Source organism: Pseudomonas sp. AC193 (genome assembly GCF_979258075.1).
The window spans coordinates 3,178,839-3,193,176 of the sequence record NZ_OZ409832.1; the positions used below are offsets into that span (position 1 = coordinate 3,178,839).

General features: G+C 60.6%; 12 protein-coding genes. All 12 read right to left on the minus strand.

Features of this window, described 5'->3' with window-relative positions; genetic code table 11:
- Positions 1 to 26 precede the first annotated feature (26 nt).
- Positions 27 to 1,532 (minus strand): amidophosphoribosyltransferase, encoded by a 1,506-nt coding sequence (purF, locus tag ACZZ0D_RS14430; protein WP_053118948.1) that lies wholly within the window; start codon positions 1,530 to 1,532, stop codon positions 27 to 29.
- 41 nt (positions 1,533 to 1,573) lie between these two features.
- Complete coding sequence (locus ACZZ0D_RS14435; protein ID WP_053118946.1) at positions 1,574 to 2,134, minus strand: CvpA family protein; 561 nt, start codon at positions 2,132 to 2,134, stop codon at positions 1,574 to 1,576.
- Positions 2,135 to 2,232: 98 nt separating this feature from the next.
- Positions 2,233 to 2,895 (minus strand): SPOR domain-containing protein, encoded by a 663-nt coding sequence (locus tag ACZZ0D_RS14440; protein WP_463553617.1) that lies wholly within the window; start codon positions 2,893 to 2,895, stop codon positions 2,233 to 2,235.
- Positions 2,879 to 4,186, minus strand: a complete 1,308-nt coding sequence (gene folC / locus ACZZ0D_RS14445; RefSeq protein WP_463553618.1) for a bifunctional tetrahydrofolate synthase/dihydrofolate synthase — start codon at positions 4,184 to 4,186, stop codon at positions 2,879 to 2,881. The genes ACZZ0D_RS14440 and folC overlap by 17 nt, the downstream gene beginning before the upstream one ends.
- Positions 4,183 to 5,103, minus strand: a complete 921-nt coding sequence (gene accD / locus ACZZ0D_RS14450) for an acetyl-CoA carboxylase, carboxyltransferase subunit beta (RefSeq protein ID WP_008083214.1) — start codon at positions 5,101 to 5,103, stop codon at positions 4,183 to 4,185. Before accD ends, folC begins: the two co-directional genes overlap by 4 nt.
- Positions 5,104 to 5,303: 200 nt before the next feature.
- Positions 5,304 to 5,936 (minus strand): phosphoribosylanthranilate isomerase, encoded by a 633-nt coding sequence (locus ACZZ0D_RS14455; RefSeq protein WP_463553619.1) that lies wholly within the window; start codon positions 5,934 to 5,936, stop codon positions 5,304 to 5,306.
- Positions 5,937 to 6,001: 65 nt separating this feature from the next.
- A complete protein-coding gene (truA, locus tag ACZZ0D_RS14460) occupies positions 6,002 to 6,826 on the minus strand; it encodes a tRNA pseudouridine(38-40) synthase TruA (protein WP_463554811.1) in 825 nt (274 codons plus the stop codon).
- A 227-nt stretch (positions 6,827 to 7,053) separates the two neighbouring features.
- A complete protein-coding gene (locus tag ACZZ0D_RS14465; protein WP_463553620.1) occupies positions 7,054 to 9,711 on the minus strand; it encodes a FimV/HubP family polar landmark protein in 2,658 nt (885 codons plus the stop codon).
- A 208-nt stretch (positions 9,712 to 9,919) separates the two neighbouring features.
- Positions 9,920 to 10,930: an aspartate-semialdehyde dehydrogenase gene (locus tag ACZZ0D_RS14470; RefSeq protein WP_463553621.1), complete on the minus strand. Its 1,011-nt coding sequence runs from the start codon at positions 10,928 to 10,930 to the stop codon at positions 9,920 to 9,922.
- Between the two features lie 248 nt (positions 10,931 to 11,178).
- Positions 11,179 to 12,291 carry an aspartate-semialdehyde dehydrogenase gene (gene asd / locus ACZZ0D_RS14475; protein WP_212550458.1) on the minus strand — a complete coding sequence of 371 codons (1,113 nt, stop codon included), beginning with the start codon at positions 12,289 to 12,291 and terminating at the stop codon, positions 11,179 to 11,181.
- 66 nt (positions 12,292 to 12,357) lie between these two features.
- Positions 12,358 to 13,440 carry a 3-isopropylmalate dehydrogenase gene (gene leuB / locus ACZZ0D_RS14480; protein ID WP_129394715.1) on the minus strand — a complete coding sequence of 361 codons (1,083 nt, stop codon included), beginning with the start codon at positions 13,438 to 13,440 and terminating at the stop codon, positions 12,358 to 12,360.
- Between the two features lie 54 nt (positions 13,441 to 13,494).
- Complete coding sequence (locus ACZZ0D_RS14485; RefSeq protein ID WP_463553622.1) at positions 13,495 to 14,262, minus strand: class I SAM-dependent methyltransferase; 768 nt, start codon at positions 14,260 to 14,262, stop codon at positions 13,495 to 13,497.
- Positions 14,263 to 14,338: the final 76 nt, after the last annotated feature.

Below are 14,338 nucleotides of genomic sequence, written 5' to 3' on the forward strand. Positions count from 1 at the left end.
ACCGGCCCCTCAGGGCCGGTAGAAACTTAGTTGTTGTACAGATCGATGATCGCACTGACCGCTTGGGTCTTGATCTTCGAGGAGTCGTTACGCGCCTGCTCGATCTTGTCCAGATACGCCTCATCGACGTCGCCGGTAACATATTTGCCGTCGAACACCGCGCAATCGAAGCTCTCGATCTTGATCTTGCCGCCACCGACCGCTTCGATCAAGTCAGGCAAGTCCTGATAGATCAGCCAGTCAGCGCCGATCAGATCCGCCACGTCCTGGGTCGAACGATTGTGCGCGATCAGTTCGTGAGCGCTTGGCATGTCGATGCCGTACACGTTCGGGAAGCGCACCGCCGGAGCAGCCGAGCAGAAGTAGACGTTTTTCGCGCCAGCTTCGCGGGCCATCTGGATGATCTGCTTGCACGTGGTGCCGCGCACGATCGAGTCGTCGACCAGCATCACGTTCTTGCCGCGGAATTCCAGCTCGATGGCGTTGAGCTTCTGGCGCACCGACTTCTTGCGCGCTGCCTGGCCCGGCATGATGAAGGTACGGCCGATGTAACGGTTCTTGACGAAGCCTTCGCGGAATTTCACGCCCAAGTGGTTCGCCAGTTCCAGTGCCGCGGTACGGCTGGTGTCCGGAATCGGGATAACCACGTCGATGTCGTGCTCTGGACGCTCGCGCAGGATTTTCTCGGCGAGTTTTTCACCCATGCGCAGACGGGCCTTATAAACCGACACGCCGTCGATGATCGAATCCGGACGCGCCAGATAAACGTGTTCGAAGATGCACGGGGTCAGCGAAGGATTGGTCGCGCACTGACGGGTGTGCAGCTTGCCCTCTTCAGTGATGTAGACCGCTTCGCCCGGCGCCAGGTCGCGAATCAGGGTGAAACCGAGCACGTCCAGGGAAACGCTTTCCGAGGCGATCATGTACTCGACGCCTTCGTCGGTGTGACGCTGACCGAACACGATCGGACGGATGCCGTGCGGGTCACGGAAACCGACGATGCCGTAGCCGGTGATCATCGCGACCACCGCGTAACCGCCGACGCAACGGTTGTGCACGTCGGTCACGGCGGCAAACACGTCTTCTTCGGTCGGTTGCAGCTTGCCGCGCTGGGCCAGCTCGTGAGCGAACACGTTCAGCAGCACTTCCGAGTCGGAACTGGTGTTGACGTGACGCAGATCGGACTCGTAGATCTCTTTGGCCAACTGTTCAACGTTGGTCAGGTTACCGTTATGCGCCAGGGTGATGCCGTAAGGCGAGTTGACGTAAAACGGCTGGGCTTCGGCCGAGGTCGAGCTGCCCGCGGTTGGATAGCGGACGTGACCGATACCCATGTGGCCGACCAGACGCTGCATGTGACGCTGTTGAAACACGTCACGCACCAGGCCATTGTCCTTGCGCAGGAACAACCGGCCATCATGGCTGGTCACGATACCGGCAGCGTCCTGGCCGCGGTGCTGGAGCACGGTTAGCGCGTCATACAGCGCCTGATTGACGTTCGACTTACCGACGATACCGACGATGCCACACATGCGACGCAACCCCTACTTAATGGATCTGAACTGAACAATACTCACTGAGGCGTTTTCGCCGACGGCAAGAGTTGCTCCTTGAACGGAATATCAGCGGGTACGCTGATTCCGCTGGCAAGCCACTGACTGCTCCACCCGAGGATCAGGTTTTTGGACCAGTCGGCGACCAATAGAAACTTGGGAACGAGTTGGGATTCTTTCCACCACCCGTCCTGCTGTACCGGCCCCAGGCTCAACAGCCCGATCGCCACAACCACCAGCAACACGCCACGCGCTGCGCCGAAGGCCATGCCGAGGAATCGATCGGTCCCGGACAACCCGGTGACGCGTACCAACTCGCCGATAAGATAATTGATCATTGCGCCCACGATCAGTGTGGCGACAAACATGATGGCACAGCCCGCGATCACGCGAGCCGATGGGGTTTCGATGTATCCGGCGAGGTACTCGGACAATGAACCACCGAACATCCAGGCGACGACTCCTGCGATGATCCAGGTCACCAGCGATAATGCTTCTTTGACGAAGCCGCGGCTCAAACTGATCAAAGCGGAGATGGCGATGATTGCAACGATCGCCCAGTCAACCCAGGTAAATGGCACAGTGCAGCCTACAGACGGATAAGGCGGCGCATTTTAGCAGAGCGCATGCCTCTCGGTAAGCTGCGATTGTCAGTGCATTTCAATCGAGGCGATAGTTTTTAACCGCGCTCAGGCTGGAAGCGCACGACAAAACCCTTGAGGTTCTGCTGACGGCTCAAAAGATCACGCAAACGATCGGCTTCAGCGCGCTCGATCAGCGGGCCGACAAACACCCGATTCTTGCCATCGGCCGTACGGATATAGGCGTTGTAACCCTGGCTGCGCAGGGTTTTCTGCAGGCTTTCGGCGCTGGCACGGCTCGACAGGCTAGCCAGTTGCACCGACCAGCTCACCGACAGACCGTTGGCATCGACGCGACTTTGCGTGGTGTCCGGCTTGCTCACTGCGGCGCTCGGGCCGGCAGTAATCGGCTGAGCAGGCGCAGGAATCGGTTTCGAGGTTGGCGGCGGCGTGGTCGGTTTGACGATCTGCGCTGGCACTACCGGTGCGGCGGCGATCGGTGCCGAAGGCGCTTCTTGCTCGGCAACCTCTTCGTCCGTCGGCACAGGCTCTTGCGGCAAGGCTTGCGGCTCAGGCACGGCGGCCGGCTCGACCTGCACTTGCGGCACGGCCGGGGCTTGCGGGGCAGCAGGTGCTTCCACGACAACCTGGCGCTGTTCGTCCTGACGCGAAAACAGCATCGGCAGGAAAATCACCGCCAACGCCACCAGCACCAGAGCGCCAACCATGCGCTGCTTGTACGCTTTATCCAGCAAAGCCATTTGCCGCTTCCTCCGTGGAGCGCCGGGCCAACCATTCAAGGGCCTCGGCGACACAATAAAATGATCCGAACAACAGAATCTCGTCGTCGCTTGTCGCCACTGCGCATTGACCGTCCAGGGCGGCGGCGACACTGTCGTAAGACGTGACCGACGCACCAAGGTTCTGCAATGCCGCGTTTAATTCAGCCACCGGACGTGCGCGCGGCGAATCCAGCGGCGCGACAGCCCAATGCTCGACACTATCATTCAATTCGCCGACAACACCATCCAGATCCTTGTCGGCCAACAAACCGAACACTGCCAGACGCTTGCCGACCGGTGGCCGCGAGGCCAGCCGACGGGCCAGATACTCGGCCGCGTGCGGGTTATGCCCCACATCCAGCAACACATTCAGGCGCTTGCCGTTCCACTCGAACGAACGGCGATCCAGACGCCCGACCACGCGAGTCGCCTGCAAGGCGGCAATGATCTGCTCGGCATGCCAAGGCAAACCGAGCAACAGATAAGCCTGCAACGCCAGCGCGGCGTTCTCCATCGGCAGATCGAGCAGCGGCAAGTCGTGCAATTCGACAGCCTGACCCTGCGCATCGGTACCGCGCCACTGCCAGTGCTGATCGGTGATACCGAGATCGAAATCACGCCCGCGCAGGAAGAACGGACAGGCCAGTTCGCGCGCCTTGTCGAGCAACGGTTGCGGAGGACTCAGATCGCCACACAAGGCAGGTTTGCCCTGACGGAAAATCCCGGCCTTCTCGAAAGCCACGGATTCGCGGGTGTCGCCCAGATAATCGGCGTGATCGACGCCAATACTGGTGACCAGCGCGATGTCGGCATCGACCACGTTGACCGTGTCCAGACGCCCGCCCAGCCCTACTTCCAGCACCACAGCGTCGAGTTTTGCCTGTTGAAACAGCCAGAACGCCGCCAGGGTGCCCATTTCGAAGTAGGTCAGGGAAGTGTCGCCGCGCCCGGCCTCGACCGCAGCAAAGGCTTCGCACAGCTGTGCGTCAGTGGCTTCGACGCCATTGAGCTGCACCCGCTCGTTGTAACGCAGCAGGTGCGGAGAATTGTAGACACCCACGCTCAGGCCCTGCGCACGCAGCAATGAAGCCACGAATGCGCAGGTCGAACCTTTGCCGTTGGTGCCGGTGACCGTAATCACCCGAGGCGCCGGCTGGCCCAGCCCCATGCGGGACGCTACCTGTTGCGAACGCTCCAGGCCCATGTCGATGGCCGACGGATGCAACTGCTCAAGGTAGGCGAGCCATTCGCCAAGGGTGCGCTCGGTCATAGGCCAGCAGGTACCGGTGGAACCACGATCGGCTCGATTGGCGCGGCGACGAATTTCGGCGTCGGCTTGCCAGTCATTTGTGCCAGCAGGTTACCCAGACGCGGGCGCAGTTCCTGACGGTGGATGATCATGTCGATCGCGCCGTGTTCCAGCAGGAATTCGCTGCGCTGGAAGCCTTCCGGCAGTTTTTCACGCACGGTTTGTTCGATAACGCGCGGGCCGGCAAAGCCGATCAGGGCTTTCGGCTCACCGACGATCACGTCGCCGAGCATCGCCAGACTCGCGGAAACACCGCCGTAGACCGGGTCGGTCAGCACGGAGATGAACGGAATGCCTTCTTCACGCAGACGCGCCAGCACCGCCGAGGTCTTGGCCATCTGCATCAGCGAGATCAGTGCTTCCTGCATGCGCGCACCGCCGGAAGCGGCGAAGCAGATCATCGGGCAACGGTTTTCCAGCGCGTAGTTGGCAGCGCGGACAAAACGCTCACCAACGATGGCACCCATGGAACCGCCCATGAAGCTGAATTCGAACGCCGAAACCACCACCGGCATGCCCAGCAGGGTGCCGCTGACCGAGATCAGCGCGTCTTTCTCGCCGGTCTGCTTTTGTGCAGCCACCAGGCGATCCTTGTACTTCTTGCCGTCACGGAATTTCAGACGGTCAACCGGCTCCAGATCGGCGCCCAGTTCGTTGCGACCTTCGGCATCGAGGAAGATGTCGATGCGCGCACGCGCGCCGATGCGCATGTGGTGGTTGCACTTGGGGCAAACGTCCAGGGTCTTTTCCAGCTCCGGACGATACAGCACAGCCTCGCAAGACGGGCATTTGTGCCAAAGACCTTCAGGCACCGAGCTCTTCTTGACCTCGGAACGCATGATCGAAGGGATCAGTTTGTCTACTAACCAGTTGCTCATGCTTTCTTTCTCCAGTACCGGCGGCCCGAACCTTTCGATTCGCAACCCCGCGTATGCCCTTGAGCTAAATTCATGTGTGCGGCGATGGTTGGTGAACCGCCACGGTCAGCGCGAAACATGACCTGCGTGCAATCCGGACAACCCTCAGCCACGCTTGCTTTGTGCAAGTGCATTGATGGACGGCGGCAGACTGCCAGCCGTCACATCGACGATGTATTGCTGCGCACTGCTTTGATAAATGCTCGAATTTTTGCGTGATCCTTGATGCCTTTGCTCGCCTCTACCCCGCCGCTGACGTCTACGGCGTAGGGTTTTACCTGGGCCACGGCGCCCGCGACGTTTTCCGGGGTCAGGCCACCGGCCAGAATCAACGGCTTGCTCAAACCTTGCGGAATCAAAGACCAGTCGAACGCCTCACCGGTTCCGCCAGGTACGCCTTCAACATAGGTGTCGAGCAACACACCGCTGGCGCTTGGGTAGGCATCTACAGCTGCAGCGATGTCGTCGCCAGCCTTGACCCGCAACGCTTTGATGTACGGACGATGCCAGCCTTCACAGTCTTCAGCGACTTCATCACCGTGGAACTGCAGCAGATCCAGCGACACCGCATCGAGGATTTCCCCCAACTCGCAGCGGCTGGCATTAACGAACAGGCCTACGGTGGTCACGAACGGCGGCAACGCCTGGATGATCGCCCGCGCCTGCTGCACGGACACTGCGCGCGGGCTCTTGGCGTAAAACACGAATCCGATCGCATCCGCCCCGGCCTCGACGGCGGCCAGCGCATCTTCTATGCGGGTAATCCCGCAGATCTTGCTGCGAACGGCTGACATGTCGAGAAAAACTCCAAGGCAAAATCCGGGAAAGTCCCGGATGGTAACAAAAGCGTTCGAGGGCGTCAGCCGTCAAGTTCCGTGAATCCCGTAAGGAAATGTGGCCCGATAAAACGCTCGGGTAACGGGAATTCATCGTGGTACTCGACCTGCACCAGATACAGGCCGTACGGATGCGCTGTCACCCCACCGGAGCGGCGCTCACGGCTTTCCAGCACTTCCTTCATCCATTCGACCGGCCGCTCGCCCGCACCGATGGTCATCAGGACGCCAGCGATGTTGCGCACCATGTGATGCAGGAAGGCGTTGGCGCGGATGTCGAGGACGATCATCTTGCCGTGGCGGGTGACGCGCAGGTGATGCATCTTCTTGATTGGCGACTTGGCCTGGCACTGACCGGCACGAAACGCGCTGAAGTCATGGGTGCCGATCAAGTGCTGCGCGGCCTCGGCCATGCGCTCGACGTCGAGCGGGCGGTGGTTCCAGGTGATTTCTTCGTTGAGGTGCGCCGGACGGATCTGATCGTTGTAGATCACGTAGCGATAACGGCGGGCGATGGCTTTGAACCGCGCATGGAAATGCGCCGGCATCACCCGCGCCCAACTGACGCTGATGTCGTGGGGCAGATTGATGTTGGCGCCCATGACCCAGGCTTTCAGCGAGCGATCGACCGTGGTATCAAAATGCACCACTTGCCCGCAGGCATGCACACCGGCGTCGGTACGTCCGGCGCACTGCAAGGAAACCGGCGAGTTGGCGACTTTCGACAGGGCTTTTTCGAGCTCTTCCTGCACCGTGGCCACACCCGTCAACTGGCGCTGCCAGCCGCTGTAGCGCGAGCCTTTGTATTCAACGCCCAGCGCAACGCGGTAAAAGCCGTCGGGGGCCATTTCGGCGACCGGGTTATCTATGTTTGCCAAGGTGGGACAGCCTGCTGTTTTTGCAAAGGCGGGCATTATAAGGCCTCAAGATCAAAAGATCGCAGCCTTCGGCAGCTCCTGCACAGAAATCCGCATTCCCCTGTAGGAGCTGCCGAAGGCTGCGATCTTTTGATCTTGAAAACCCAAACAAAAACGGCAGCCTCTATGGGCTGCCGTTTCGTTTACCGCTGGACTGATTACAAGCTCGAAAGCATGTCCTTGGCCTCGCCCCGCTGCTTCTCGTCACCCTCGGTCAACACTTCGTTGAGAATGTCGCGCGCGCCGTCGCTGTCGCCCATGTCGATGTAGGCCTGAGCCAGATCGAGTTTGGTCGCCGCTTCGTCGGTGCCGGAGAGGAAGTCGAAATCGTCTTCGCCCAGATCAGCGTCCAGCGCCGCATCCGCCTCAGTAAACGTCGGCTCGGCGATGTTCTGCGACAGACGATCCAGTTCAGCGTCGACGTCATCCAGCTCCGCCGCGAACGCATCAGGCTCGGCCGGTGGATTGGAATCCATCTCGTCCGCCAGCGACAGATCGAAATCGGCCGGCAGCTCCAGATCGTCCTGCGGTACGTCAGCCACGACGGGCGGTTCAACCGGCGACAGGTCTTTCACGCCATCGTCCAGATCCAGCAGGAAGTCGTCTTCGGCCAGAGTGGCTGGCGATTGTTCGGCGCCGAGATCCAGATCCAGGTCGAAGTCCGACAGGTCGTCCAGGTTTTCTTTGATGTCGGTCTGCTGTTGCAGAACCGATTCAAAACTCAGGTCGTCATCCGCCGGGAATTCGTCGAGTTCGGCCAGTGCTTCCGGCGTTTGCTGCTCAACAACAGGCGCAGGCTCGATCGGTGTGATGTTGTCGAGATCGTCCAGGCTCAGGTCAAACGCGCTGTCGAGATCATCTTCCGCCGGTGCCGGGGCAGCAGCAGGTGCTTCCGGCTCATCCAGCAGCAAATCTTTGACGTATTGCGCGTCCAATTCGGCAGCCACTGCAGCAGCGGCCAGACCACCAGCAGCGACAAGGGCCATGGCCGGGAAGCGGCTTTTCAGCTCTTCGACCTTGGCGAAGTTATCGCCATTGGCCACCAGTTGACGTTCCTGAGCGACGAACGCATCGCGATCGCCCTGCTGACCGTAGACTTCCATCAGTTTCAGACGCAGGTCACTGCGTTGCGGCTCGAGGCTGACGCCCTCCTCCAGCAACGCCGCTGCCTGATTCAAGCGACCGGCGTTGATGTGCGATTGCGCTTTGTCGAGGACGTCATCGGAACGCTCGGCGGCTGGAGAAACCAGCGGCGCAGCAATCGGCGTGGCCATGACCACTGGCGCGACGACCGCTGCCGGGGCAGGCGTTGGCGCCGGAGCCGGGGTGTTGAGTGTGACGCTGGCGGCTGGTGTTTCCAGGCCTTCGAAGCTGCTTTCCGGCAGATCCTGTTCGGCGGAGAACTCTTGTTCTTCGGACAACGCACGCGCCATGCGCATGTGTTTCTCGGCTTCCTGCTGAGCTTTGCGGCGACGCGCCAGCAGCAACAGCAGGAGCAGCAGAACCACCGCACCGCCACCGATCAGTCCCAACAGGACAGGATTGGTCAGCAGCTCGTTGAAGGTTTTCTCATCATCGACAACCGGTTTTGGCTCGGCAGTCGGCGCTACCGGCGCATCAACTGGCGGTGCAATCGCCGATTCCGGCGTTGGCGATGCGGCCGCTTCTGCCGGAGTTGCAGGCGGTGTCGCAGCCAAATCTGCAGTGATCGCAGGCACCGCTGGATTTGCAGCGTTAGCCGCTGGCGCAGCGCCCGAGCCTTCAGCCTGCAGCTTCGCCAGTTGATTGTTCTTCAGCTCGATCAGTTTTTGCAGCTTGTCCATCTGACTTTGCAGATCGGACACGCGGCTCTTCAATTCCTCGTTGTCGCGACGGGTCGTGTCGAGGCTTTCCTGCGTGACCGCCAGTTTGTTGCTCAGCGCCTTGGCATCGCCGGCCGGGCCTTTACCGCGCGCCTTGGCGCTTTCGGCAGACACCAGGCTCAGATTGTCGCTGGTATTTGGCGCAGCGCCGCTATTGCCACGACCACGATTGGTCGCATCCAGCTGCTGCTGGCCGGTGCCAGGCTTGGCCACGTAACGACGGCCCGAGCGCCAGGCGTCGTTCTGCGCAGCGACTTCTGCAATGGCGGCGGTTTGTGGCAGCGCGGTGCTTTGTGTCGAATCCGGCAGACGCAGCACCTGACCGGTTTTCAAGCGGTTGATGTTGCCACCGATAAAGGCGTCCGGGTTCAGCGCCTGAATCGCCAGCATGGTCTGCTGCACCGAGCCGCCATTACGCGCCTTCGCAGCGATTTCCCACAGGGTATCGCGGGCGGTCGTGGTGTATTGAGTCGAGTGCGTGGCGCCAGTGGTTGGCGCGGTGACGGTTTGCGACGGCGCCGGTTGTGCAGCGGCATCAGCCGTCTGCGGCGAGAACTTCGACGGATCGAGCAGTACGCTGTAGTCGCGCAGCAGACGGCCGTTCGGCCACATCACCTGCACGAGAAATTTCACCATCGGCTCGGACAGCGGCTTGCTCGACGTCACGCGCAGTACGCTTTTACCACTGGCGTTGAGCACCGGGGTAAACGTCAGGTCATTGAGGAAGGCCTGGCGATCAACGCCGGCCTTGGCAAAATCTTCGGGTGAAGCCAGGCTCGGCACCACTTCGGCAGCGGTGAGATCCTTGACGTCGAGCAGCTCGATTTCAGCCACCAGCGGCTGGTTCAGGGTCGACTTCAGGGTCAGCTCCCCGAGCCCGAGGGCATGCGCCATACCGGAGGACAGCGCCGAGGCGGCCGCTATTGCTAACACCAGTTTGCGAACTTGAACCATAGCCTCATCCTTTGTTTGAACGTTCCTCGGCCAGCGAGAAGATATTGATTGTCGCTGCCGTAAGGCATTGCGCGCGACGACGACAGATGTCGCGCGCGATCATTTCTTTGATGCCCCGGAAAGTCCCGGAGGGTGACACGTTTTCAACTGCTCCGGGCAAGCATAGCGCTCACCTAGAATCAGTCGACAAATTGTTGCCAAGTATCTTTTACAGCAGGTCTTTTATCAACAATTCAGCCACCTGCACAGCGTTAAGGGCCGCGCCTTTGCGTACGTTATCTGACGTCAGCCACAGATTAAGTTCCGCCGGGTCGTCGACACCGCTGCGCACGCGCCCGACATAGACCACGTCCTGCCCTACTGCGTCACCAACCGCAGTCGGATAATCACCGGCCTCAACCAGCTCAATCCCCGGCGCTGCTTCGAGCGCCGCGTTGACCTTTTCCAGGTCGACGGCCTTCTTCGACTGCAAGGTCACGCTAAAGCTATCGCCAAAAAACACCGGGGCTTGAACGCAAGTTGCGGAAATCTTCAATAAAGGTTGCGCCAGCACCTGGCGCAGCTCGCGCACCAGACGTTTTTCCAGCAGCGTGTGCCCGTTCGCGTCCGGCGTGCCGACCTGAGCCAGCAGGTTGAACGCTACCTGCCGGTCAAAAAAGGTTGGCTCCAGCGGGCGCATGTTCAGCAGCTCGGCGGTTTGCCGCGCCAACTCAGTCACCGCTTCACGACCTTGCGCGGACATCGCAAGACTGGCGCTGACATTGACGTATTGCAGGTCGATCAGATCAAGCAACGGCGTCAATACCACGGCGAGCGTGGTGGCTGACGGGCTCGGGCTGCTGACCTGGAACGGCGCTTTCAGATGGGCGAGCACCGCGGCGTTGGCTTCCGGCACCACTTGCGGCGCCTGATCGGCCGGCAAGGCGCCGGACAAGTCGATCAGCGAGCAACCGGCAGCGTGAGCGCGCGCGGCGTAACTCAGGGTGATGGCCGGGCCAGCGGCGAAAAACACCAGTTTGACCTTGCTGAAATCGAACTCGTCGACCTCACGCACGCGCACGTTTTTGTTGCGGAACAGCACCGAGCTACCGGCGGATTCGCTGCTGGCCAGCAGGTGCAGGCTGCCGACCGGAAAGTCGCGCTCTTCGAGAATCTGTACGAGGGTTTCGCCGACAGTACCGGTGGCGCCGATTACGGCAATATCTAGGGTCTGGGTCATGGTGCGAGCCTCTGGCGAAACGGGGGGAGCGGCACTTTACCGGGTGACCGCCATGCAGGCAATTTCTGCGGGATTTGTGGTGGCCGTTCGGACGCCTTCGCGAGCAAGCCCGCTCCCACACTTGAAATGCATTCCCATGTGGGAGCGGGCTTGCTCGCGAAGAGGCCGGCACAGTCACCCGAGAAACTTCGGGCATAAAAAAACCCGCACCTCTTTCAAGGCACGGGCTCTTTCATTGCTTCAAGCAATCAACGCTCGAGCAAAATCCGCAACATGCGACGCAGCGGTTCCGCCGCGCCCCACAGCAGTTGGTCGCCAACGGTGAACGCGCCGAGGAACTGCGAGCCCATGTTCAGCTTGCGCAGACGGCCAACCGGCACATTCAGGGTGCCGGTGACCTTGGTCGGGCTCAGCTCCTGCATGCTGATATCGCGCTGATTCGGTACCAGTTTGACCCATGGGTTGTGCTGGCTGATCAGCCCTTCGATATCGGCGATCGGTACGTCTTTGTTCAGCTTGATGGTCAGCGCCTGGCTGTGGCAACGCATCGCACCAATGCGCACGCAGATGCCGTCGACCGGGATCGGGCTCTTGAAGCGACCGAGGATCTTGTTGGTCTCGGCCTGAGCTTTCCACTCTTCACGGCTCTGGCCGTTCGGCAGTTCCTTGTCGATCCACGGGATCAGGCTGCCGGCCAGCGGTACGCCGAAGTTTTCGGTCGGGTACGCTTCGCTGCGCATGGCATCAGCAACGCGACGGTCGATGTCGAGGATCGCGCTGGCCGGATCGGCCAGTTGATCAGCGACAGCGGCGTGGGTCGCGCCCATTTGCTTGATCAGTTCACGCATGTTCTGCGCGCCGGCACCGGAGGCCGCCTGATAGGTCATGGCGCTCATCCACTCGACCAGACCGGCTTCGAACAGACCACCCAGGCCCATCAGCATCAGGCTGACAGTGCAGTTGCCGCCGATGTAGTTCTTGGTGCCTGCATCGAGCTGCTGATCGATGACCTTGCGGTTCACCGGATCAAGAATGATCACCGCGTCATCGTTCATGCGCAGGCTCGAAGCCGCGTCGATCCAGTAACCCTGCCAGCCCGCTTCGCGCAGTTTCGGGAACACTTCGCTGGTGTAGTCGCCGCCCTGGCAGGTCAGAATCACGTCGAGGGTCTTCAGCTCATCAATGCTGTAAGCATCCTTGAGCGGAGCAATGTCCTTGCCCACGGACGGGCCTTGGCCACCGACGTTGGAAGTGGTGAAAAACACCGGCTCGATTAGATCGAAATCCTGCTCTTCCAGCATCCGCTGCATGAGCACGGAACCGACCATTCCGCGCCAACCGATCAGACCTACACGTTTCATCGCAACTACACCTTCTTGAAAAGTGGGCCGCTGCTTTGTATTGAATTTCGCAGCGGGCCCGAGAGATTACAGATTCCGCAGCGCGGCGACTACTGCGTCGCCCATTTCCTGCGTACCGACTTTGGTGCAACCGGCCGAATAGATGTCGCCCGTGCGCAGACCCTGGTCGAGCACGACGCTGACGGCTTTTTCGATGGCATCGGCAGCATCCTGCAGATTGAAGCTGTAACGCAGCATCATCGAGACCGACAGAATGGTCGCCAACGGGTTGGCGATGCCTTTACCGGCGATGTCCGGAGCGGAACCGTGGCAAGGCTCGTACATGCCCTTGTTGTTGGTGTCCAGCGACGCCGACGGCAGCATGCCGATGGAACCGGTGAGCATCGACGCCTGATCGGACAGGATGTCGCCGAACATGTTGTCGGTGACGATCACGTCGAACTGCTTCGGCGCGCGCACCAGTTGCATCGCGGCGTTGTCGACGTACATGTGGCTCAGTTCGACCTGCGGGTAATCCTTGGCCACTTCTTCGACTATTTCACGCCACAGTTGGCTGGACGCCAGCACGTTGGCCTTGTCCACCGAGCAGAGCTTTTTGCCACGCACCATGGCCATGTCGAAACCGACGCGGGCGATGCGGCGGATTTCGCTTTCGCTATACGGCAGCGTGTCGTAGGACTGACGCTCGCCGTTTTCCAGAGTACGGGTGCCGCGTGGCGCGCCGAAGTAGATGCCACCGGTCAGCTCACGAACGATGAGGATATCCAGACCGGCAACGATTTCCGGCTTCAGGCTCGAAGCCTCGGCCAGTTGCGGGTACAGAATCGCCGGACGCAGGTTGCCGAACAGGCCCAGTTGCGCACGGATTTTCAGCAGGCCGCGCTCAGGGCGGATATCACGTTCGATGGTGTCCCATTTCGGGCCACCGACGGCGCCCAGCAGTACGGCATCGGCAGCGCGGGCACGGTCGAGGGTTTCGTCGGCCAGCGGCACGCCGTGCTTGTCGATGGCCGCACCACCGATCAGGTCATGGCTCAGCTCAAAGCCCAGGCTGTATTTGTCGTTGGCCAGTTCCAGCACCTTGACCGCTTCGGCCATGATTTCCGGACCAATACCGTCACCTGGGAGAATCAGAATCTGCTTGCTCATGCTTTCCTCGTGTCTTCAGTCGGTGCGCCATCTGAGGCGCGCCCGGAAAAATTCTTATCGCTCAGCCATCAATACGATCACATCTGTACTGAACGAGCCGTCGGCATCAATCTCAAAATATTCGCGCACTTCGTTGCCCATCGACTGCTGCAACTGACGAATCGCGGCGCGCATCACTTCGGGTGTGCGCATGCGCTCAACCCAGGTGGTGTACTCCAGACGCAGGCGCTGACGCGTAGTGCTACGCACATGCAAACCGGCCTCGCTGACCTGGCGCAACCATTCAGCGGCAGAATAATCGCGCACATGGCTGGTGTCGCGCAGCACTTCGACGCTTTGCAGGTAAGTGTCGAACAACGGACTGCCCGGTGACAACACGTCAACGAACGCCGCCACACCGCCCGGCTTCAGCACTCGACGCACTTCGCGCAGGGCCACACCGAGATCGCTCCAGTGATGCGCCGAATAACGGCTGAACACGAAGTCGAACTCGCCATCGGCAAACGGCAGACGCTCGGCGGCACCGTTGACCGTGGAAATGTTGCCGATACCGCGATCAATCGCAGCGGCGGCAACCACGTCGAGCATTTGCTGCGACAGGTCGTAAGCGACCACTTCCTTGACCAGCGATGCCACGTGAAAACTGACGTGACCGGCGCCGCAACCCAAGTCCAGCACACGAGCCTCGCCCTGCCCGGCCAGCTCAGCCTGTAGCAGCGCGAATTCGGTGCCTTGAGCGTGAACGGCGCTGCTCAGGTAGGCGGCGGCCTGCTCACCGAATTGCTTTTGTACGACCTGGGTGTGTTGGGCGGTGCTGGTCATGGTCACTTCCTGTATTTGCGTTGTTTGGGCTGCCGTCTTCGCGAGCAAGCCCGCTCCCACAGGGGAATGCGTTCCA

What these genes read in the sequence shown, in the direction of transcription:
- purF (WP_053118948.1), bottom strand. Translation starts at nt 1,532, where the DNA reads ATGTGTGGCATCGTCGGTATCGTCGGTAAGTCGAACGTCAATCAGGCG.
- ACZZ0D_RS14440 (WP_463553617.1), bottom strand. Translation starts at nt 2,895, where the DNA reads ATGGCTTTGCTGGATAAAGCGTACAAGCAGCGCATGGTTGGCGCTCTG.
- folC (WP_463553618.1), bottom strand. Translation starts at nt 4,186, where the DNA reads ATGACCGAGCGCACCCTTGGCGAATGGCTCGCCTACCTTGAGCAGTTG.
- accD (WP_008083214.1), bottom strand. Translation starts at nt 5,103, where the DNA reads ATGAGCAACTGGTTAGTAGACAAACTGATCCCTTCGATCATGCGTTCC.
- ACZZ0D_RS14455 (WP_463553619.1), bottom strand. Translation starts at nt 5,936, where the DNA reads ATGTCAGCCGTTCGCAGCAAGATCTGCGGGATTACCCGCATAGAAGAT.
- truA (WP_463554811.1), bottom strand. Translation starts at nt 6,826, where the DNA reads ATGGCCCCCGACGGCTTTTACCGCGTTGCGCTGGGCGTTGAATACAAA.
- ACZZ0D_RS14465 (WP_463553620.1), bottom strand. Translation starts at nt 9,711, where the DNA reads ATGGTTCAAGTTCGCAAACTGGTGTTAGCAATAGCGGCCGCCTCGGCG.
- ACZZ0D_RS14470 (WP_463553621.1), bottom strand. Translation starts at nt 10,930, where the DNA reads ATGACCCAGACCCTAGATATTGCCGTAATCGGCGCCACCGGTACTGTC.
- asd (WP_212550458.1), bottom strand. Translation starts at nt 12,291, where the DNA reads ATGAAACGTGTAGGTCTGATCGGTTGGCGCGGAATGGTCGGTTCCGTG.
- leuB (WP_129394715.1), bottom strand. Translation starts at nt 13,440, where the DNA reads ATGAGCAAGCAGATTCTGATTCTCCCAGGTGACGGTATTGGTCCGGAA.
- ACZZ0D_RS14485 (WP_463553622.1), bottom strand. Translation starts at nt 14,262, where the DNA reads ATGACCAGCACCGCCCAACACACCCAGGTCGTACAAAAGCAATTCGGT.